Source organism: Marinomonas ostreistagni, assembly GCF_016888445.1.
Classification (GTDB): domain Bacteria; phylum Pseudomonadota; class Gammaproteobacteria; order Pseudomonadales; family Marinomonadaceae; genus Marinomonas; species Marinomonas ostreistagni.
The window spans coordinates 301,683-323,046 of the sequence record NZ_JAFEKF010000003.1 but is presented as its reverse complement, the minus strand read 5'-3'; the positions used below and the strand labels follow the sequence as shown (position 1 = coordinate 323,046).

General features: G+C 47.6%; 23 protein-coding genes. 10 read left to right on the top strand and 13 right to left on the bottom strand.

Going from position 1 to position 21,364, the window contains the following annotated elements; genetic code table 11:
* The first annotated feature begins 15 nt into the window (after positions 1–15).
* The 4 genes from glnD to JQX58_RS11285 all read left to right on the top strand — a co-directional run bounded on the left by glnD (position 16) and on the right by JQX58_RS11285 (position 5,396).
* Positions 16–2,712, top strand: coding sequence for a [protein-PII] uridylyltransferase (gene glnD / locus JQX58_RS11300; protein WP_204146961.1), 2,697 nt, complete (start codon positions 16–18; stop codon positions 2,710–2,712).
* Positions 2,713–2,720: 8 nt separating this feature from the next.
* Positions 2,721–3,914 (top strand): succinyldiaminopimelate transaminase, encoded by a 1,194-nt coding sequence (dapC, locus tag JQX58_RS11295; protein WP_204146960.1) that lies wholly within the window; start codon positions 2,721–2,723, stop codon positions 3,912–3,914.
* Between the two features lie 28 nt (positions 3,915–3,942).
* Complete coding sequence (dapD, locus tag JQX58_RS11290) at positions 3,943–4,980, top strand: 2,3,4,5-tetrahydropyridine-2,6-dicarboxylate N-succinyltransferase (RefSeq protein WP_204146959.1); 1,038 nt, start codon at positions 3,943–3,945, stop codon at positions 4,978–4,980.
* Between the two features lie 65 nt (positions 4,981–5,045).
* The gene (locus JQX58_RS11285) at positions 5,046–5,396 is read left to right on the top strand and encodes an ArsC family reductase (protein WP_204146958.1); all 351 of its coding nucleotides are present in this window, start codon (positions 5,046–5,048) and stop codon (positions 5,394–5,396) included.
* Here JQX58_RS11285 and JQX58_RS11280 read toward each other — a convergent pair.
* Positions 5,386–5,589, bottom strand: coding sequence for a hypothetical protein (locus JQX58_RS11280; RefSeq protein WP_204146957.1), 204 nt, complete (start codon positions 5,587–5,589; stop codon positions 5,386–5,388). The genes JQX58_RS11285 and JQX58_RS11280 overlap by 11 nt on opposite strands.
* A gap of 67 nt (positions 5,590–5,656) precedes the next feature.
* On the opposite strand from JQX58_RS11280, the gene dapE reads away from it, so the two are divergent.
* The 4 genes from dapE to panD are packed head-to-tail and all read left to right on the top strand — an operon-like array spanning position 5,657 to position 7,878.
* A complete protein-coding gene (gene dapE, locus JQX58_RS11275; RefSeq protein ID WP_204146956.1) occupies positions 5,657–6,796 on the top strand; it encodes a succinyl-diaminopimelate desuccinylase in 1,140 nt (379 codons plus the stop codon).
* Positions 6,797–6,803: 7 nt separating this feature from the next.
* Positions 6,804–7,079 carry a hypothetical protein gene (locus JQX58_RS11270; RefSeq protein ID WP_204146955.1) on the top strand — a complete coding sequence of 92 codons (276 nt, stop codon included), beginning with the start codon at positions 6,804–6,806 and terminating at the stop codon, positions 7,077–7,079.
* A 3-nt stretch (positions 7,080–7,082) separates the two neighbouring features.
* The gene (locus JQX58_RS11265; protein WP_204146954.1) at positions 7,083–7,457 is read left to right on the top strand and encodes a hypothetical protein; all 375 of its coding nucleotides are present in this window, start codon (positions 7,083–7,085) and stop codon (positions 7,455–7,457) included.
* A gap of 40 nt (positions 7,458–7,497) precedes the next feature.
* The gene (gene panD / locus JQX58_RS11260; protein ID WP_204146953.1) at positions 7,498–7,878 is read left to right on the top strand and encodes an aspartate 1-decarboxylase; all 381 of its coding nucleotides are present in this window, start codon (positions 7,498–7,500) and stop codon (positions 7,876–7,878) included.
* Between the two features lie 61 nt (positions 7,879–7,939).
* Here the strand turns inward: panD and tpx are convergent, their stop codons facing one another.
* Together tpx and JQX58_RS15465 are read right to left on the bottom strand one after the other, a co-directional pair.
* Positions 7,940–8,437, bottom strand: a complete 498-nt coding sequence (tpx, locus tag JQX58_RS11255; RefSeq protein ID WP_204146952.1) for a thiol peroxidase — start codon at positions 8,435–8,437, stop codon at positions 7,940–7,942.
* A gap of 51 nt (positions 8,438–8,488) precedes the next feature.
* Positions 8,489–8,959 (bottom strand): cold-shock protein, encoded by a 471-nt coding sequence (locus JQX58_RS15465; protein WP_204146951.1) that lies wholly within the window; start codon positions 8,957–8,959, stop codon positions 8,489–8,491.
* A 271-nt stretch (positions 8,960–9,230) separates the two neighbouring features.
* Between JQX58_RS15465 and JQX58_RS11245 the strand changes: the two genes are divergently transcribed.
* Positions 9,231–9,446 carry a SlyX family protein gene (locus JQX58_RS11245; protein WP_204146950.1) on the top strand — a complete coding sequence of 72 codons (216 nt, stop codon included), beginning with the start codon at positions 9,231–9,233 and terminating at the stop codon, positions 9,444–9,446.
* 16 nt (positions 9,447–9,462) lie between these two features.
* On the opposite strand, the gene JQX58_RS11240 is transcribed toward JQX58_RS11245, so the two are convergent.
* From JQX58_RS11240 to cysM, 10 genes are all read right to left on the bottom strand, one after another.
* A complete protein-coding gene (locus JQX58_RS11240; RefSeq protein WP_204146949.1) occupies positions 9,463–10,266 on the bottom strand; it encodes a class I SAM-dependent methyltransferase in 804 nt (267 codons plus the stop codon).
* Entirely contained in the window at positions 10,253–10,537 is a 285-nt protein-coding gene (locus JQX58_RS11235; protein ID WP_204146948.1) for a hypothetical protein, read from the bottom strand. Before JQX58_RS11235 ends, JQX58_RS11240 begins: the two co-directional genes overlap by 14 nt.
* Before the next feature lies 1 nt (position 10,538).
* The gene (locus tag JQX58_RS11230; RefSeq protein ID WP_204146947.1) at positions 10,539–11,351 is read right to left on the bottom strand and encodes an undecaprenyl-diphosphate phosphatase; all 813 of its coding nucleotides are present in this window, start codon (positions 11,349–11,351) and stop codon (positions 10,539–10,541) included.
* Positions 11,352–11,354: 3 nt separating this feature from the next.
* On the bottom strand, positions 11,355–12,062 hold the full coding sequence (gene tsaB / locus JQX58_RS11225; protein WP_204146946.1) for a tRNA (adenosine(37)-N6)-threonylcarbamoyltransferase complex dimerization subunit type 1 TsaB: 708 nt from the start codon (positions 12,060–12,062) through the stop codon (positions 11,355–11,357).
* A gap of 6 nt (positions 12,063–12,068) precedes the next feature.
* Complete coding sequence (gene adk / locus JQX58_RS11220) at positions 12,069–12,725, bottom strand: adenylate kinase (protein ID WP_204146945.1); 657 nt, start codon at positions 12,723–12,725, stop codon at positions 12,069–12,071.
* Between the two features lie 226 nt (positions 12,726–12,951).
* The gene (ppc, locus tag JQX58_RS11215; protein WP_204146944.1) at positions 12,952–15,582 is read right to left on the bottom strand and encodes a phosphoenolpyruvate carboxylase; all 2,631 of its coding nucleotides are present in this window, start codon (positions 15,580–15,582) and stop codon (positions 12,952–12,954) included.
* 48 nt (positions 15,583–15,630) lie between these two features.
* Complete coding sequence (gene mazG, locus JQX58_RS11210) at positions 15,631–16,449, bottom strand: nucleoside triphosphate pyrophosphohydrolase (protein WP_204146943.1); 819 nt, start codon at positions 16,447–16,449, stop codon at positions 15,631–15,633.
* Positions 16,446–18,692 carry a GTP diphosphokinase gene (gene relA, locus JQX58_RS11205; RefSeq protein ID WP_204146942.1) on the bottom strand — a complete coding sequence of 749 codons (2,247 nt, stop codon included), beginning with the start codon at positions 18,690–18,692 and terminating at the stop codon, positions 16,446–16,448. The genes mazG and relA overlap by 4 nt, the downstream gene beginning before the upstream one ends.
* Before the next feature lie 23 nt (positions 18,693–18,715).
* Positions 18,716–20,017 carry a 23S rRNA (uracil(1939)-C(5))-methyltransferase RlmD gene (rlmD, locus tag JQX58_RS11200; RefSeq protein WP_204146941.1) on the bottom strand — a complete coding sequence of 434 codons (1,302 nt, stop codon included), beginning with the start codon at positions 20,015–20,017 and terminating at the stop codon, positions 18,716–18,718.
* Positions 20,018–20,098: 81 nt separating this feature from the next.
* Entirely contained in the window at positions 20,099–20,992 is an 894-nt protein-coding gene (gene cysM / locus JQX58_RS11195) for a cysteine synthase CysM (RefSeq protein WP_204146940.1), read from the bottom strand.
* Between the two features lie 144 nt (positions 20,993–21,136).
* Here cysM and JQX58_RS11190 point away from each other — a divergent pair, with 144 nt between their 5' ends.
* Complete coding sequence (locus JQX58_RS11190; protein ID WP_204146939.1) at positions 21,137–21,361, top strand: hypothetical protein; 225 nt, start codon at positions 21,137–21,139, stop codon at positions 21,359–21,361.
* Positions 21,362–21,364 lie beyond the last annotated feature (3 nt).

Sequence of the window (21,364 nt, the reverse complement as noted above, 5' to 3'; positions counted from 1 at the left end):
CTTAAGAGGCCATATATGGACTTTCCCGCTTTTCCGGATGCCCCACCGTTGTTTAGCGCTGCTGAAAAGCACGAGCTGGCGTTGATCAGTACGACTGCAAAGCGCTTTCGCGAATTGCTTAATGAGAAAACCAAAGCTTACAACGACTTGTTTCACGACTTGTACCCCATCGAGAAACTCGTAAAAGGCTATGCTGCGCTGTATGACGAAGCCATGCAAGCTGCCTGGAAACGCGCACAACTTGATAGTGAACCTGATATTGCCATGGTCGCCGTAGGTGGCTATGGTCGCAGTGAGCTACACCCTAAATCCGATATCGATTTACTCATATTGATACGCGATGGGATTGAGCCCGCTGCACATAAGATCGAAGCCTTCATCACGTTCCTGTGGGATCTTAAAATCGATATCGGTCATGCGGTTCGCACCATTGCGGACTGCACACACCTTGCGGGTGATGACATTACCGTCATCACCAACCTCATCGAATCACGCGCCCTAGCTGGCGATCCAGCGTTGTTGGTAGAGCTGAAACAAAACATCGATGTTAGCAACATGTGGGATGGCCAAACGTTTTATCGAGCCAAACTGGCCGAGCAAGAGCAACGCCACGCCAAGTACCAAAATACTGCGTACAACTTAGAGCCTAACTTAAAAGAGTGCCCTGGCGGCTTACGCGACATGCAAGTCATTGACTGGGTCGCCAAGCGTCACTTGCACACCAACCGCTTAAGTGCCCTGATTGATAAAAAGTTTTTATCTGAAGACGAATACATCCAACTAAAAGGCGCGGTATCGCACCTTTGGCGGATTCGCTGGGCGCTTCACACGATCGTGGGACGCAAAGAAGACCGACTACTGTTCGATCACCAACGCACACTGGCGAAAGAATTTGGTTTTGATGATGAAGACCTAAAACGCAATGTTGAGCGCTTTATGCAAGGCTACTATCAGAGCGTTGCTTCGATTCAGCAGCTAAATGATCTACTGCTACAGCACTTCGAAGAGTCGTTTTTACAGCTTGATCAAAACCCCGAAATCGAGATCATTAATGAACGCTTTCAGGTTAACAATGGTCAGCTAGCCATACGCCACCCACAAGTCTTTGTCGACACCCCTTCGGCCATGCTGGAAATGTACAAATTAATGGGTGATCGCGAAGACATCAAAGGCATCCGTGCTAATACCATGCGCGCCTTGCGAGATAACTTAGACGTGGTTGATGAGGCTTACCGAAACGCCCCAGAAAACACCAGCTTATTTCTCGATATCATTGCCAGTCGCTTCCGCATGACCAGCTTGCTTCGATCCATGAAGCATATCGGTCTACTGGGGCGCTACCTGCCCGAATTTGGCACCATTATTGGCCAAATGCAGCATGACCTATTCCACATCTATACGGTTGATGCGCACACTCTACAGCTCGTGGAAAACTTACGTCGTTTTCTACAACCCGAAAGCCGTGCCTCTTTCCCAATATCCTCGCAGGCAATTCGACACATTCAAAAAGTCGAGCTTCTTTATATTGCCGGCCTTTACCATGATATCGCCAAAGGCCGAGGCGGCGATCACTCAGAGCTAGGCTGTGTCGATGCCCGTTTATTTTGTGAACGTCACGGACTTAGCAAGCGCGAAACCGAGCTGATCGAATGGCTGGTACGCCACCACCTACTCATGTCGGTGACCGCCCAGCGCAAAGACATCTCGGACCCTGAAGTTATTTGGGAGTTTGCCAGCATAGTCAAAGATCAAGAGCGCCTTGATTACCTATTTCTATTGACCGTCGCAGATATCAACGCCACAAATCCAACCATGTGGAACAGCTGGCGCGCCTCTCTGATGCGCCAACTCTACCTAGAAACCAAGCGCGCTTTGCGCCGCGGCCTAGACTTTCCAATTGATGCGGATATGCAAAGCGACGAACACAAACAGCGCGCACTTGAAATATTGATCGAGCGTAATGCCGATATCATCGAAGCCGAGAATATTTGGGAAAAAATCGAAGAAGAATACTTCATTCGCTCAAGTGGCGAAGAGATTGCTTGGAACACCGAAGCAATTCTTAACCATCGCCCAAGCACCAAGCCACTAGTAGTCATCAGCCCACTCGGTGGTCGTAATTTCTCCGGCGCAAGCAAAGTGTTTATCTATACACCGATTGCGACGCATTTATTTGCGGTGACTGCAGCGCTGTTTGAGCAAATGGAACTGACCATTCTTGATGCCAAAATCAACACTACCAGTGACAATTACAGCCTAGATACCTTTGTTGTACTAGAGAGTAACGATCATTTCGACACCAACTTACATCTTGATGTAAAACGTATCGATATCATCAAAAAGACACTCATCGAGCAACTTGATTCACCGTCACTCTATGAAAGTGTTATTAAGCGCTTTACACCTCGTCACTTAAAGATTTTTAATGCGCCTTCCACGGTCCATTTTGTCAGCCAGCCTGAAGAGGTATGGTCTGCGTTAGAGGTGACTGCTCCCGATCGCCCAGGTTTATTAGCGTTAATTGGCAAGTTCTTTATGGAACACCATATTATGCTACATAAAGCCAAGATCGCCACCTTAGGTGAGCGTGTAGAAGACACCTTCTACATTACTGAAGATGACGGTGAACTGATTACCGATCCAGCGCGCATGGAACATATTTGCGCAGCGCTTAAACACAGTATTGACCGATTTTCCCAAGCTACGGAATAAGACACAGCATGAACCCTTTGATTCATTCATTACATCCCTACCCTTTTCAAAAACTTGCGGATCTATTGGCATCCATCGAGCCTAATCCAGCGCTACCACTGATCAAGCTGACCATTGGTGAGCCGCAGCACGAAGCGCCAAGTATCGTGCTAGACACCCTTAAAGACTCACTGGATGGCGTGTCAAAATACCCTGCGACCAAAGGTGAAGCGAGCCTGCGCAACGCTATTGCTGACTGGGCTAAGCGTCGCTTCAATGTTACCAAGCTTGATCCTGACACTCAGGTCATTCCCGTCACTGGTACTCGTGAAGCTTTATTTGCCATCACTCAGGCCATCGTCGGTGCAAAAGAGCAACCGTTAGTCGTTAGCCCTAATCCGTTTTACCAGATTTATGAAGGGGCAGGTATTCTAGCTGGGGCTGAACTGCACTACTTACCATGCGATGATAGCAATCATTACAAGATCGACTACCAAGCTGTCTCTGATGAAGTATGGCAACGCTGTGAACTGTTATTTGTTTGCTCACCGAATAACCCTGCTGGCACAGTCACTACGCTTGAAGAATATGAATTTTTAATCAACAAAGCCAAACAGTTTAACTTCACTATTATCGCTGACGAATGCTATTCAGAAATTTACTTTGATGAAAAACCACTAGGGCTATTGGACGCTTGTGTCCAGCTAGGTAATGACGACTTTGAAAACTGCTTAATTTTTCAATCCCTGTCCAAGCGCTCTAACCTGCCGGGCCTGCGCTCAGGCTTTGTCGCCGGTGATGCTAATCTTCTGAAACCATTTTTACTGTATCGCACCTACCATGGCTGTGCGATGCCAGTTCATCACCAGCACGCTTCGATCACCGCTTGGAACGATGAAGCTCACGTTGCTAATAACCGCGACATTTATCAGCGTAAATTTGAGCAGGTTTTGGCCCATCTAGCACCAGTAATGGACGTAACAAAACCAGAAGCTGGCTTTTACCTGTGGCCTAAACTGCCGATGAACGATGAAGAGTTTTGCATCAAGCTATACCAAGAAGAATCCGTATTGGTATTGCCTGGCAGCTACCTTGGCCGTGAGGTCGATGGTCACAATCCTGGTCAAAATCATGTCCGCATGGCGCTGGTCGCCGAAGAATCTGAATGTGTTGAGGCCGCTCAACGCATTGCCCGCTTTATGACAAAGCACAACAACCTTTAATTCTGTCTATTTAGGAGCACTTTCTCTAATGAGCGACTCTACTTTTGCAATTGGCCTTGGTATTGGCACACAAAACAAAGAAGGCACATGGCTAGAAGTTTTCTACCCATCACCAAGCGTTTCTCCAGAAAAAAGCATCATCGATGCGGTAATGGAGAGCACCAACTACGAAGGTGGCAATGCAACACTGGTATTGGATGAAAGCGATCTTAACCGCCTTCACCTTGCTCTATTACAAGCCGGACACATTGAACTTGCTGAGCGTGCTTCACGCCTAAAAGCCTCGTCACAGCCAGTTGTACTATGTGTGCTAGCGACAGATGAAGCACCAACTAACCCAGCGGAAGTGTACCTGAAGCTACAACTGATCTCTCACCGCGAAGTAAAACCACACCAAACTAAGCTTGATGGCATGTTTGGTCTATTGGTTAACACCGCTTGGACCAGCGAAGGCCCAATCGATGTACGTGAACTTGCAGATCGTCAGCTAGAAGCCCGCATGGCAGGCCGCACTATTGAAGTATTCAGCGTGGACAAATTCCCTAAAATGGCGAACTTTGTTGTACCAACAGGCATTCGTGTCGGTGATGCAGCGCGTATCCGTCTGGGCGCACACCTTGCTGAAGGCACAACCGTTATGCACGAAGGCTTCGTAAACTTTAACGCTGGTACACTAGGTACAGGCATGGTTGAAGGTCGTATTTCTGCAGGCGTCGTAGTCGGTAACGCTTCTGACCTAGGCGGCGGCTGTTCAACAATGGGCACACTTTCTGGTGGCGGCAACATCGTTATCTCTGTGGGTGAAGAATGTCTAATCGGTGCCAACGCGGGTATTGGCATTGGTCTAGGTGATCGCTGTACAGTTGAATCAGGCCTATACATTACTGCTGGCTCAAAAGTTGCTGTACTAGACGAGAACAACGCCGTTGTATCGGTTGTTAAAGCTCGTGAACTATCAGGTCAGTCAGACCTTCTATTCCGTCGCAACTCAGAAACTGGCGCAATCGAATGTAAAACCAATAAAACAGCTATTGCTCTGAACGAAGCACTACACGCTCACAACTAATAGCTTGTTAAGGCCAGAACTCACTCGAGCTCTGGCCTCTTTACATCGAAAAAAGGTGAATTCTCGTGACCACTATTTACGGCATCAAAAACTGCGATACCATGAAGAAAGCGCTACGCTGGTTGGATGAACATAATGTTCAATACACCTTCCACGATTACCGCAAGGATGGTTTAACGAAAGCGCAATTAGAAACTTGGATAACAAGTTTGGGGTGGGAAGCACTGGTCAATAAGCGCGGTACAACGTGGCGCAAACTAGACCCAGCGGTGCAAGAAGCCATGAACGATCAGGCGGCCATCGCCGTACTATTGGAACAACCAGCCATGATTAAGCGCCCACTGCTTGAGCATCAGGACACTATCACTCTGGGGTTTAAACCAGAGCAATATACAGCGATTTTCGCTAGCGCGTAATCACTGGCACATAATCCGCATTACTCGAGCGTGCACGATCTGATATATGAACCGTTTGGCCACTGCGTGCCGATCGGTCACTTAAGATAATCGGCGTATAGTACGCCTCTTCAACTGTTGCGCTACGATGGCCATTTAGAATGCCACAGCCAGACAGTATAATAGCCAGTAATGCTAATACGCCAAATTTCATGATGCTACCTTTCTTCTTCTGATCAGCTTAGAGGCTAAGGTAACCAAACGCAAAGCAAAGGTAAAGAATGACGCAACTAACGCCCACGCTAGAGCTTGCTCTAGATCTAATTTCTCGCCCCTCTGTAACACCAGAAGACGCTGGCTGCCAAGAGCTAATGATCGAGCGCTTAGAGAAGCTCGGCTTCACCATTGAACGCATGCCCTTCGGTGAAGTGAAAAACTTTTATGCGAAGCGTGGCGATAAAGGCCCTAACCTTTGTTTTGCTGGCCACACAGATGTGGTTCCATCCGGCCCTGAAAGTGAATGGAAAATTGCCCCTTTCCAACCAGAAATCATCGACGGCATCCTTTATGGACGCGGCGCTGCAGACATGAAAGGTAGCTTAGCGGCAATGATCACTGCGGTTGAGAACTTTATCAATGAACACCCAGATCACGATGGCCAGATCTCATTTTTGATCACCAGTGATGAAGAAGGTCCATTTGTCGATGGCACTACACGTGTTGTCGATGCACTGATGGCGCGCAACGAGCAAGTGGATTGGTGTATCGTCGGCGAACCGTCTAGCACTCACACCGTAGGTGACATCATCAAAAATGGCCGCCGTGGCTCATTCAGTGGCGATCTGACCGTGTACGGTAAGCAAGGCCATGTGGCTTACCCACACTTGGCTGTTAACCCTATTCACTTGGCAGCACCTGCGCTTGCCGAGCTGGCAGAAACTCATTGGGATGAAGGCAATGAGTTCTTCCCGCCCACGAGCTTTCAAGTATCTAATATCCAAGCAGGTACAGGCGCGACAAACGTAGTACCAGGTCGCTTAAACGCCCAGTTTAACTTCCGTTTCTCGTCAGAATTGACCTTCGATGACTTGAAAGAAACAGTCCTCGAAATTCTCGATAAACACCAACTAGAGTACGATATTGCGTGGACTTACAACGGTCTGCCGTTTCTGACCAAGCCTGGTGAGCTAGTTGATGCTATGGTAGATGCAATTGAATCAACGGTTAATATCACCCCTGAGCTATCAACCTCTGGCGGAACCTCAGATGGCCGATTTATTGCCAAGATGGGCACTCAAGTTGTAGAGTTGGGGCCGATAAATGCCACTATACATCAAATTAATGAATGCGTTGATGCAGAAAGTCTTAACCAACTTTCAACAATTTATCAGCGCATTTTGAGCAACTTGATGGCAAAATAGGCACACCATGAGTAAGCCGCTCGTTTTTATCCACCGTTTAGCGCTTAAGCTTGGCAAAAACCCACGCTTAGCCCTGATGAAGTTGATCCAAGGTGGGCTGCTATTCGCCTTTGGCGTGCTCATGATTTTTGTAGCAAATAATCTAGTAGTAGACTCCCTGCAACGAGAAATCATTGCACTCGCAGGCTTAGTACTTGCGGGAGCTGGCGTCATTTGGTCGCTAGTCGGATATTTATCTATGAGCGTATTGCGTATCTACCATATGTTAAACAAGAAGGATTAGAGCGTGCAGCCAGACATCGAAATTTATCTTTTATCATGTCCGACCGAGCGCATAATCAATTGGCTGGAGCAAGACTTCTCCATACTAGATATGCGCAAAGCAGGTGATATGGCCACCAAGCTTGTTCTAGAACATGAGCATCACGAGATCCCCGTGACCATCCTAGAACAAGCCGCAGGCAAACGCTTTACCTCGGTATGGTTTGATTCTGAACTTACCCCTTGGCAAAGTGATATGGAATGCGCTAAACGCGCATTTGAGTTCCTACAATGCGAAATACGCTGTAACTACCAAGGTTGGCAAGAGGACCTAGAAGACGATCCTGACCTTTGGTGGCGCATTAATGCAAACGGCGAAGGCACCTATATTTGGCGCTAATCAAGCTGTTCGCGGTAACATTGAGAGTAAGAGAAATACTATGCAAATCACAATGATGAAAGGCAAACTTCACATGGGCGCCGTGACACAAGCCGAGCTTTGGTACGACGGTTCTTGTGCCATCGATAGTGACCTTGTGGCACTAGCAGGGCTTCGTGAGTTTGAAAAGATCGACATTTATAATGTCGACAATGGCGAACGCTTTCATACGTACGTCATTCTAGCGGAAGCTGGCTCTGGCACCATCTCTATGAACGGCGCTGCCGCTCGTAAAGTTCAGGTCGGTGACCGTGTCATCATCGCCGCATACGGCCAAATGGACGAAGCGGAAGCCAGCACCTTTCAACCTAAGCTGGTTTACCTTAACAAAGACAATAGTGTCGAGCGCACAGCCAACACTATTCCGGTACAAGTCGCCTAAGCAGCTAGTACCAACAAAAAAGGGTCGCAGAAGCGACCCTTTTTTATGCACTTTAAAGCACTTAATTCAATGCAGCTAAAGCCGCTTCATAATCTGGCTCATCAGCGGTTTCAGCCACTTGCTGAGTATAGATCACTTCGCCTTGCTCATTAATAACCACTACCGAGCGAGACAATAGTCCTGTCAAAGGGCCTGTTTTAAATGTCACACCGTAGTCAGCACCAAAAGTTGAACGGAACGCTGAACCACTCTCAACATTTTCAATCCCTTCCGCACCACAAAAACGAGCTAACGCAAATGGTAGATCGGCTGATACACAAAGAACCGCAGTGTTATCAAGCTTCGTTGCTTCTTCGTTGAATTTGCGCACCGATGCTGCACAAGTGCCTGTATCAACAGATGGGAAAATATTTAATACTAACTTCTTGCCTGCAAAATCAGACAATGACACAGATGAAAGGTCAGTTTTAACAAGCTCAAACGCTGGTGCTTGGGTACCTACTGCTGGTAGCTCACCAACAGTTTCCATTGAATTACCTTGTAAAGTAACGGTTGCCATAATGTCCTCTCAAGTTTTATTGATTTACCAGATTACAGTAACAGCATTTTGCTATTTCACAATGGAAACATTTTCAGCTTGCTTACCTTTTTCACCTTCAGTGACATTAAAACGCACTTTTTGACCTTCAATTAAAAAGCGTCGCCCACGGCCACGGATAGCACGGTAATGAACAAATACATCGTCACCACTTTCCATGGTTAGAAAACCAAAACCTTTTGACGAATTGAACCATTTCACGGTTCCTAATTCACGATCATCATCTGCATCGTCTTCAGTGCTGGTGTCATGGCTAGATGATGGAGCGCTTGAGGAAGCAGACTTATTAGCAGAGCTTACTGCAGATTCTGAGGTAGTTGACGTTTGCGCTAACACTGTACCCAGATATACCGATACCAATGTTACGACAAAGTAGACTAAATAATGGTCAGCAATACCAACACCAACAAGAGGAGCAATCACTAGTGGTGTCACTAGCGCTAAAATCAAACTCACTAAAAATGCACGTACTGAAAAAAACATTGTAGTTCCTTGAAAATGTTATTAAAGATTGTTGTTATAAATTCCAAACACAGCCAATAGCAACGCTCTTATCAATATGAACTTAGGTATAAACCCAAAACAACATCATGCGCTTGATAAAACGCTACACAACACGATTACACGTGACAGGCCTAATAAAAATTTTAGCAAAAACTACGCCATCTAATTAAGTCAGACGGCGCTTGTGCTAGCATACATACATAAAATCACCTGCTTAGCACATTAGAAGACTACCATATAGCGACCTAATATGAATACCTCCGACTTACAAGCCCGAATTGACGAACTCGAAATCCGCGCCCAGTTCCAAGATGACACAATCGATGCTCTAAACGACGCACTCACCCATCAACAACAAGATATTTTGCTACTGCAAGAACAGGTAAAATTACTCGCAAAACGCCTAGAATCCCAACGTCAAAACTTTGGTATTAATGATAGCGCCGAAAAACCACCCCATTATTAGATCTAGATCAATAGAGCTAGTTAATGTCGCCCACTTGATCTAATGAGCGCTTAACATACACATCAAAACGCCCTGACTTACCATCTAAGCGATAAGTAGGCTCTTGACCGTTTAGGTATGGCGCTCCCTTCGGGCGCTTTACCACTACCCGGTAGCGTGCCAGCTGCAGCGCCTGTGGCAGCAAGGCGTCTGCATCCTCATCAAACCCAACCAGATCTCGGAAAAAAGCCATTTCCTTTTTTACCGCTGCCGACGACTTGTCGTTGTGTGGAAACATAGGATCTAAGTACACTACATCGGTCAACTCGTGCTCTGTGCTGTAATCAAATAGTGTTCCTGCAGCCAAGTGCATACGTTTCACAATATCGCTCACCTCAACGACCAGCTCGGCTCGAGATAAGCCATTTTGCAGCAATGCTCGAACAAACCCCACACGCTCATGCAGCACAACTCGACAGCCTAAAGATGCCAAAACAAATGCATCCCTACCTAAGCCTGCGGTGGCATCAAACACCTCAATATCGGTGCGCTTATTCAGCCCAACGGCTTTGGCGATATCTTGTCCTTTACCACCACCAAACTTGCGTCGATGCTCGACCGCACCGCTAGCAAGCTCAACTGAGACAGGTTTAGGCGCCCCTTTGCCAGTTTTGGCGATCGCCAATACTTGATCACGCTCGAGCAGGAGATAATCGTAATCTTGAACAAACTTAAGATCACTAGTAAGACGCAAAAGGGGGAGTTGAAGTTGGTGCGCAAGTGCATTGGCAGCAGATTCAGAAGCTGTATAAGCCACAGCAAGCGTATTAGGCGTAGACATCAATACCGACTAATTGATTACGAGGATTAGAAGCAGAAAGGGATTCAGTGTGCAGGTAGGCAGAGAGTGCTTGCTGTGCCTGCATACTAAGCCCTTCAGTTTTAAAAAAACGACTGGATTCGCTAGAAGCTGTTTGCGCAAACGCTTCAATCGAGCTGGGTGCGCGCGACGCTTGAGCACTAGCGCTGTTAATAGGAGCAGGTAACGTGTTGGGCGTGCGAGCACTGGCTCCAGACTGAGGAACCGCTGGAAAATTATTACCAACCTTCACCTTAACCTCCTACATTCACAACCCATAGCAACAGAGCTCCTAATACTAAGCGATAGATCATAAATGGCAAAAAGCCAATGCGATTTAGCCATTTTAAAAAGATGGTGATACAAAGATAGGCACTGATCGCCGAAAGCACAACGCCCCAAGCCATGGCCCACCAATCTACCGATTGGCTATCGTCGATCATCAGCTCACAGGTTTTAAAGCCAGCCGCGGCAACAATAATTGGCACAGATAGCAAAAACGAGAAGCGTGCGGCACACTCTCGCCCAAACCCTAGATAACGCGCCGCCGTCATTGTGATGCCTGAGCGTGAAGTCCCAGGAATCAGAGCCAATGCTTGCGCAAAGCCGATAAATAACACTTTACCTAATGTCAAATCGTTAAGCTGTAGATGTTTACCAGCAAAGCGGTCTGATAACCAAAGCAAAACACCAAAGCCAATTGTGGTGTAGGCAATGATCTCCATAGAGCGTAAATTGGCTTGTATATAGTTATCTAAAATAAGCCCCAACACCAATGCAGGTAACGTAGCGATAATCACCCACCAGCCTAACCGACTATTGTCAGTCCGTTCACGTCTTTTGATTACACGCCGCAGCCAGTCATGGGCGATGTTTTTTAGATCGTGACGAAAAAACCATACGACTGCGATCAGGGTTCCAAAATGGACCGCGACATCGAAGGCCAAGCCTTGATCTTGCCAGTGCAATAACTTGGCTGGCAAGATCAAATGCGCTGAACTTGAAATCGGTAAAAATTCCGTTAGCCCCTGTACTAACGCTAAAATCAGTACATGGTACCAAAGCATAACTTATCGCTTCCCTATCTTGGCTGGCTGTTTTTCCCAAGTGATTTCATCACGCAAATAGACAGGTAACGCTTGCTCAGCTGTCACTACCTTTGCCTGTGAAAAAGGCCACTGAGCCAATTGCGCAATGCATGCAGCTCGGGGCGCTATCTCTTCTAAGATCGTTGTTGCTGGCTGCTCAAGTTTAGCATTGAGCGTGTCTTGATAGAGCCAACCAGACCCCACCCCTTGATAAGGCCCGTCAATCGGATCAAGGTTATCCGGCACGATGACGCGTTCTGATAGCAACTCGTTGGCTACTACAAAACCATCTTGTTCAGTAATTTGGTAACCGCCGATGTACACTTCACCCATGCGCGCATCTAACGCCGATAGCCAAGTGTCATGATAGGTTTTCTGTTGCGCCTCGAGCGCCATCGCCGCCAGCGTTGAGACAGGCACAACCGGTAAGTCGGCACCGTAAGCAAGCCCTTGCACCACTCCCGCACTGATACGTAATCCAGTAAACGAGCCTGGACCACGACCGAACGCTATTGCGTCGAGCTGCGTCAATGATAGTTGCGCTTGAGCCAGGATTTGTTCCACCATGGGCAAAATCAAATCATTATGCTGACGCGGTGCCAGACGAAAGTCCTCCAGCACCACACCATCTTGAATCAACGCCACCGAACAGGCAGGCGTTGATGTATCTAATGCAAGAATCGCCGTCATCGTCAATTATGCCTTAAGAGCTGACAATAGACCTTGCTTGATTTCATTTAGATCGCCTACACCGTTTACTTTAACGAATTTAGGCGCTGTGCTCGCATCTTCTGCCTGCCATGCTTGGTAGTAGCCAATCAAAGGTGCAGTTTGGTCATGGTAGATCGATAGACGTTTGCGTACTGTTTCTTCCGTGTCATCAGCACGTTGAATCAAGTCTTCACCTGTTTCGTCGTCTTTGCCTTCCACTTTTGGTGGATTGTAGATGACGTGATAAGTACGACCAGAAGGCTCGTGCACACGACGACCGCTCATACGTTTAACGATTTCTTCATCCGCTACATCGATCTCGACCACGTAATCAATGGCAACGCCCGCTTCTTTCAAAGCATCTGCTTGTGGAATGGTACGAGGGAAGCCATCAAACAAAGCACCGTTTTCGCAATCAGCTTCTTGCAAACGCTCTTTCACCAAACCAATGATGATGTCGTCTGATACTAGCTGTCCGGCATCCATCACCGCTTTGGCTTTTAATCCTAGTTCAGTGCCGGCTTTTACTGCTGCACGAAGCATATCGCCAGTTGAAATTTGTGGAATACCAAATTCTTCAGTAATGAATTGAGCCTGTGTGCCCTTACCTGCGCCTGGCGCTCCTAACAAAATAACTCGCATAAATTTTCTCCAATAGTCTGCGTAAAATCGGCATTGCGAGCCAAACCTTGGATCTTCATCGCATGGATTGCCGCAATAAAAACGCGCCCTAAATCCACCGTTTGCTCGCTGATTATAATTTTGAGGCGGCTAGCATACCCAAGCCGATGCAAACTATGCAAACGAACTTGTCGGTTTTTAAATTTTAGGGCGCGCTATGTTACGTATTTCTGACAATATTGCTAGGCTAGCCTGTATTTTGCATACCGCTGGCAATACCCGCCATGGTAATCATCAAGGCTTTATTAGCCGCGGTATTGTTCTCATCTTTACGACTGCGGTGCAGTAACTCAGCCTGTAGATAATGCAATGGATCGATGTATGGGTTGCGCACATCAATCGACTGACGAATCGTCTTGTTGTCTTCAATCAGGCGTTCTTGCTGCTTAATTTCTTTAACCAGTTCACGTACCTGATCTAGCTTACGGCGCAGCAAATGACCTAGACCTTGCAACTCGGCAGGTACTAAGCGTTTTTCGTAGTACTCAGCGATTTCAGGCTCAGCTTTTGCCAACACCATATCAAGCATATCTAAGTAGGCGCTAAAGAACGGCCAGTTTTTATGCATATCGCGAATCTTTTCTAGATTCCCTGAATCGATGCTTTGCTGCAGCGCACTCTCTGCGCCCAGCCATGCTGGCAACATCATACGAATCTGCATCCAGGCAAAGATCCATGGGATCGCACGTAAACTTTCAACACCACCATCCGAGCGACGACGCGCTGGTCGTGACCCTAACGGCAGCTTGGCAAGCTCTTGCTCTGGTGTGATGGTACGGAAGTAAGGCACAAAGTCTTCATGACCACGTACGATTGCGCGATACTGATTCATGCCTTCTTCGGCCATTTCGTCCATCAGCGCTCGCCATTCGGCTTTTGGCGCTTCAGCTGGGATCATCGATGCTTCCATGACCGCCGAGCAGTAGAGCTCTAGCGAGCGCACAGCGATGTCAGGAATACCGAATTTAAAGCGAATCATCTCGCCCTGCTCGGTAACTCGGATCGAGTTCTGTACTGAGCCTGGTGGTTGAGACAAGATCGCTACATGCGCAGGGCCGCCGCCACGACCGACGGTACCACCACGACCATGGAACAAAGTCAGATGCACATCATGTTTTTTACACAGCTGCGTTAAGGCTTCTTGAGCACGGTATTGCCCCCACGTCGCCGCGATCTGTCCAGCATCTTTGGCCGAATCAGAGTAGCCGATCATCACTTCTTGATGGCCGTTAATGTAGGCCTTGTACCAAGGCAAGCTAAATAACTGCTCGATGATTGGCTCTGCGTTATCAAGATCGGCTAATGTCTCAAACAGTGGCGCAATGCGCATATTGAAGGTCACACCAGATTCTTTCAGTAGCAAAGCCACCGCAAGAACATCAGACGGTGCACTCGCCATAGAGATCACGTACGAACCAAACGAGTTCTGGTAACCGCTAGCGATGGTTTTAAAGGTGTCTAGCACCTCTTTTACCATAGGCTCTGGCTCCCAAGTGGTCGGCAATAGAGGACGCTTTGAGTTCAACTCAGCCAACAAGAACGCTTGACGAGAGGCTTCATCCCACTCGGCGTAATCACCTAAACCATAATGACGGGTGATCGCAGAAAGCGCTTCGATATGCTTTGACGCATCTTGGCGCACATCTAAACGCACCAGCGTCATACCAAACGTCGCGGCACGGCGGATTAAGTCCATTACAGCGCCGTTGGCTACTACTTTCATGCCACAATCGAGTAACGACTGGTAGCACAAGGTCAGATCAGCCATCAGTTCAGAATTGTCCAGCATAACGCCTTCATCACTGACGCTTTCGCCTTGCAAACGGGCATAGGCCCATTTCTTGGTATGCTCAACCTTGCGCTCAAGACGACGAACCAGCTCACGGTATGGCTGAGCACTGTCACCCACACGCTCACGCAACTCGTCATTGCAGTCCGTCATCGACAGTTCAGAGCGCAGGTGAGTTAGATCTTTAAGGTATAAATCAGCTGCCATCCAGCGCGCTAAGATAACCACTTCCTCCGTCACCGTATGGGTGACGTTTGGATTACCATCACGGTCTCCGCCCATCCATGTGGCAAAGCGGATCGGCGCTAAGTCTAGTGGTAAATGCTCTTCGTCGGTGTACTGACGAAACTGCTCATCTAGCTGACGGAAGAAACGTGGTACAGCTTCCCAAAGTGATTGTTCAATCACCGCAAAGCCCCACTTAGCCTCATCGACAGGCGTTGGGCGCTCTTCACGGATTTCATCTGTGTGCCAAGCTTGCGTGATAATTTCATTCAGGCGGCGAACATGCTTTTCTTCTTCAAGCGGCAGAATGTTGTCTTTGTCGAGTGCTTCTAGCTCACTGGAGATATTGTCATATTTGCGGATCAGCGAGCGACGTACAACTTCGGTTGGGTGCGCAGTCAGAACGAGGTCAATGGCCTGCTCACGCAAGGCGCCAACCATCTGCTCAGCGCTGAAGTTTTGCTCATGTAAACGCGTTAACAAGTCACCAATCGGGTTTTTATAGATACCCAAGCTTTCATTAGTACGACGACGGTGTACACGATGATATTGCTCAGCGATATTTGACAGGTTTAAGAATTGGTTAAAAGCTCGTGCAACGGGCACGATGTCTTTGTCATCCAAGGCCTCGAGCGCTTCAATTAAGGCACTAGAGTCACCACTCTGGCGACCATCTTTAGATAAGCGACGAATATTTTCAACCGTATCTAAGAAGCGTTCTCCCAAATGATTGCTCATGGTCTCCCCTAAGCAATCCCCTAACAAACGCACGTTTTCTCGTAACGAGGCCTGACGGTCAGTCACAATTCGTCTCCTTATTGATAAAACACTCGTGTACACGAGCCAGTAAGTTTAGAGCCCTTGAGCTTTAGCTTGCTCCCACAATTGATCCAACTCACCTAAAGAACAATCCGTTACGGGCTTATTTTGTTTACTGAGTGCCGTTTCTATATAACCAAAACGACGCCTAAATTTCACATTGGTACGCATCAGCGCCTGCTCCGGTGAGAGGCGAAAGTGTCGTGCCAAATTGGCTACGGCAAATAAAACATCACCAAGCTCCGCTTCCACCTCGTCTTGGGATAATGTTTTAACCGCCTGCTCCAGTTCGTCCAATTCTTCACGAATCTTATCGAACACGGGCGCCACATCGTCCCAATCGAACCCGACAGTACTGGCCTTTTTCTGTAACTTCACCGCCTGTGTTAGTACCGGCAAGGTTTCTGGCACTGTGTCTAACAAGCTGTCTACTTGAGCGGATTCACCCTTTTGAGCCTTTTCTTGGGCTTTAATCAGCTGCCACTGCTGGGCTATTTCGGCTTCTGACCAAGTTACCCCTGACGCATAACTATCAAAACTGCCATCAGGAAAGACATGTGGATGACGGCGCAACATTTTCGCGACAATACCATGCACTACATCCTGAAAATTAAACGCGTTTTCTTCACTTGCCATCTGCGCGTGAAACACCACCTGAAATAGCAAATCTCCTAACTCTTCTTTTAAGTCTTGGCGATCACCACGCACGATGGCGTCTAGCACTTCGTACGCTTCTTCAATGGTGTAAGGAGCAATCGTTGAAAAGTCTTGCCGAATATCCCAAGGACAACCGTATTGGCGGTCGCGCAACATGGTCATTAAGGCAAGTAAGTCATCCGTGTCGTACTTCACTGATCACGCTCCCGAAATACATCTAACACGTTGGGTAGCTGATTAATCCGATGTAGTAGCTTTGATAATGAGCTGATTTCACCCACTTCAATCGTAAAACGAATAGAAGCGGTGTGATCGGCCTTGGCAGACAAGGTATTCATGGACAACAGGTTGACCTTTTCATTGGCTAACAAGGCAGTAATATCATTGAGCAAGCCAGTGCGATCGTAGGCCTGAACTTGGATATTGACTGGGTAGAGATTATCAACCTCCTCACCCCAGTTTACCTCGACGATACGTTCTGGCTCTTCTAATTGCAGCTGGGCGACATTAATACAGTCTTGGCGGTGCACTGATACACCGCGCCCCTGCGTGATATAACCGATGATATCATCGCCCGGAATGGGGGAGCAGCACTTTGCCATTTGCGTCAACAACTTGCCAACTCCACGAATATGTACATCATTATCGGAGTTTTTATGGCGACTTTTCTTAAGACGAATCGGACGTGGCTCAGAGCTACCATCTAGACCGTATAGCTCATCGATGATGCGCAACACACGTGACAGTTGAATATCGCCTGCGCCCAGTGAGACATAAACCTCATCACCGTTGGCAAAATTGAAGCGTTCGGCGATGGTGGTAAAGTCTAGCTTACTCTCTTCAATGCCTAAGCGCTTGAGCTGCTTATCCAATACTGATTTGCCCGCCTCAAGATTTTTCTCGCGGTCTTCTTTTCTAAACCAGCTCTGAATTTTGGCTCGGGCGCGGTTGGTGTTCACATACCCTAAAGTTGGATGCAGCCAATCGCGACTAGGACCGCCTTCTTTAGTGGTGAGAATTTCGACTTTATCCCCCGTCTGTAACGGCGTCACCAGAGAGATAATTTTACCGTTGGCTTTCGCGCCACGACAGCGATGACCAATCTCAGTATGCACACGATAAGCAAAGTCAACGGGGGTTGAGTTGGTTGGTAAGTCCACTACGTGACCATCAGGGGTAAACACATAGATGCGGTCTTGCTCGATGTCATTCATGACTTGTTCGCTAAGCGATTCAAGGTCCCCTTGCACTTCATGGAAGTCCAAAATGGTTCTTAACCACTGTAGTTTTTCTTCATAGCTTGAGCTGTTGGAGCTTAGGTCTGTGCCTTTATATTTCCAGTGTGCACAGACCCCTAACTCAGCATCTTCATGCATTTTATGAGTACGGATTTGAATCTCTAAAACACGGCCTTGAGGACCCGCCACCGCGGTATGTAAGGACTGATAACCATTGGATTTAGGGTTACTAATGTAATCGTCAAACTCTTGCGGGATGGGTTTCCAGAGGTTATGAACGATACCCAGTACGCCATAACATTGCATCGGCTCGTCGACTAATATGCGTACTGCTCGCACATCATAGACTTCATCAAAGCCGATGTTCTTGCGGCGCATCTTACGCCAAATACTATAAATGTGTTTTGCCCGCCCCATGATGTCAGCATGAATATCAATGGCTTCCATACGCTCACGCAACACACTAATAACATCATCAATAAATTGCTGACGATCGAGGCGCTTTTCGTCGATTAATTTGGCAATGCGCTTGTATTCATTTGGGTAAAGATAGCGGAATGAAAGATCTTCTAATTCCCACTTAATGTGACCGATACCCAGTCGATGGGCCAAAGGAGCATAAACACTCTGCACTTCTAAGGCGACCGACTCTTGACGGTCTGAATCTTGGTGTTTGGCTTCTTTGATGGCGCAAGCACGCTCTGCCAGCTTAATTAATACAACACGCACATCATCAATGATCGACACGAGCATTTTGCGTAGAGATTCAAGCTGATTGTCATGACTGCCTAAGACTTCTGCACTGGTGTCTTTGGATAAGTTCTTCGACACCTCGCCCATGCGAATCACCCCTTCAATCAACGACGCCACCTTACGGCCAAACATGTCACTGACTTTGGTTAATTCAAGCTGGTCTTCACGTACCGCACGATATAAAGCCGCAGCCACCAGAGAGTCTTGATCGGCACGGAATTCAGATAAGATCTCCACCATTTCAAGCCCGGCTCGGAAGGTACTTGCTTGCGGCCCCCAGAACGATGACTTGCCAGAGACAGCTTCCGCCTGGCGTGCCAACTCACAAGCCATGCGTAACGGTACTCGGCTACCTTCGTCCACTTTATCCGCAAACTGAATCATCCACGTATCAATATCCACGGAGCCGTCTGCTAAGACCGGGTGATCCTTTCTTACCGTAACCATATAATTACCCTTCTGATAACAACTTAATTCTGCAGCAACATCATGGTCTCAACATGAGACGTCTGCGGAAACATATCCATCATGCATACCTTGCTTACACGATACCCTTGCTCGATCAAGTAGGCGGCATCCCGTGCCAGCGTTGCAGCATTACAAGAGACATACAAAATTTGCTTTGGTTTCAAGCGCACTAATGTCGGCAGAAACTCAAACGCTCCGGCACGCGGCGGATCCAGCAACGCTTTGCTGATTTTAGCTTTTTTCAAACGATTTGGCGGCGCTTGGGTTAAATCCGCCGCCATAAATTCTAGGTTATCAAGCTCTGCACGGGCCGCGTTTTCACGCCCCATCGCCACCATACTCTCCAAGGCCTCGACCGCTAGCACTCGCCCAGCACGTTGTGCCAGAGGTAAAGAGAAGTTTCCTGCACCACAGAACAAGTCCAATATCGTATCTTCTCTCGACACATCCAACCAAGCCATGGCCTGCTGCACCATTTTTTGATTAATGTCGGCGTTTACTTGGATGAAGTCTTGTGCATGGAATTGAATCGTTTGTTCATCGACTACATAATGGCTTGGCTCTGCTTGCTCAATACGATCTTGTTCTGGCGCCTGCCAGAACAAATTCACCTTAGCCTCAGCGGCCCATTGCTCAATTGGCATGCGATCAGCGCTATCAACAGCACGTGTCAAACGAAGAATCACGGTTACGCCAGCCGCGTCTTCCAGTAACTCAATATGACCAATCTTGCCAGCAATAGTGCTGCCTTTAACTGCCTCACGTAAGGATTGATACGCCTCTTGCAGCGGGAAAGTCAACACCACACAATTGTGGACATCGATAATCTCATTGCTCGCTTGCGCACGAAAGCCGATGTTGACTTCGCCACCTTTAGCGAAAGTGGCTATGCGTGCCCGACGACGATACCCTAACGGCTCACCCTCTAAACGGGTTAGCGTTTCTGGCAATGATAATTTGCGAAATTGATTGCTTAACCAGTTCGCCTTTACGTTACGCTGCTCTGAGATATCAATATGCTGAAGCTGACAGCCGCCACATTGAGCAAAATATTGACAAGGCGATGAGACGCGGTGCGGGCTAACTTCTAACCACTTAATTGGCCCTGCTTGATCAAACTGGCGTCCGGTTTTGACAACTTTCGCTTCAACGGTTTCACCTGTAATCGCCCCCGCCACAAAGGTCACCTTACCATTTTGACGTGCGACGCCGTTGCCTTCATGAGTGGTATCTTCAATCACAAAGGTGGCAACAGCTGGCGGTGACGATTTAGATCGAGAACGGTTAGACGAATGACGTTTCAAGGTGAGATCTCTAGCAGTAAATGAATGGACGCATGATACCGTATCCAGAGAGCTCGACCTAGGGGTTATGCCTCATTTTAACTAGCCGTTAAACACACCCGTTGATAAGTAACGATCACCCCGGTCACAAATAATGACCACGATAGTGGCATTCTCCACTTGCTCAGATAAGCGTAGGGCTGCACTCACCGCACCACCTGAAGAAACACCGCAAAAGATACCCTCTTCTTGAGCAAGGCGACGCATGATCACCTCTGCTTCCTGTTGCTCAATGTCCATGACCTGATCGACGCGTGATTCATCAAAGATGGTTGGCAAATACTCTTTCGGCCAACGTCGAATTCCAGGAATACTACTGCCTTCAGAAGGCTGCAAGCCGACGATTTGAATCTCAGGGTTTTGCTCTTTTAAGTACTTTGAAATGCCCATAATAGTACCTGTCGTACCCATCGAACTAACAAAGTGCGTCACCGTACCCTGTGTTTGCTGCCAAATCTCAGGGCCTGTCGACGTGTAGTGAGCACTTGGATTGTCGTCATTACCGAATTGGTTTAAAACTTTGCCCTTACCTTCGGCCTGCATCTCAAGCGCTAAATCACGGGCGCGCTCCATACCTTCTTCTTTAGAAACCAAGTGCAATACTGCACCATAAGCACTCATAGCAGACTTACGCTCCTGACTCATATTGTCCGGCATAATCAAGTGCATCGTATATCCTTTGATCGCAGCCGCCATCGCCAACGCAATACCGGTATTACCACTGGTCGCTTCAATAAGACTGTCACCAGGCTGAATTTCACCACGCAGTTCAGCTTGAGCGATCATATTCAATGCCGGGCGGTCTTTTACCGATCCGGCCGGATTCTGACCTTCAAGCTTTAGCAAAATAGTATTGCTAGAGCGCGTATTCAGACGCTGCAATTTAACAACCGGCGTATTGCCGATGATAGACTCAATTGTTGGATATTCGATCATAAAATAGTGATTACTTAAAAAGTGGATTAAATGGCGGACTTTACGCTTTTTTACCAGAAGCTATTAGAAAGCACTTTGAAACCATAATAAAATAAATAGTGGTTATAAATTTAGGTCTATATCATTGCATTGGGGGAACCAATTATGCGCAATTATCTGCTTCTAGGTACAGTGCTTGGGGCACTAACATTATCTGGATGTGATATGTTCGCTGGCCCATCAGCGGATATTCCAGATGCTGAACTACGTCAAAAGTGGCGTGAATGTAAAACCATTAGCAACCCTTCTCGTACCAAGGTACTGGCATGTGAAAACTATGAGCGAGAGTGTGCACGACGTAAAAACAAAGGTAACATAGCATGCTATTGAAGT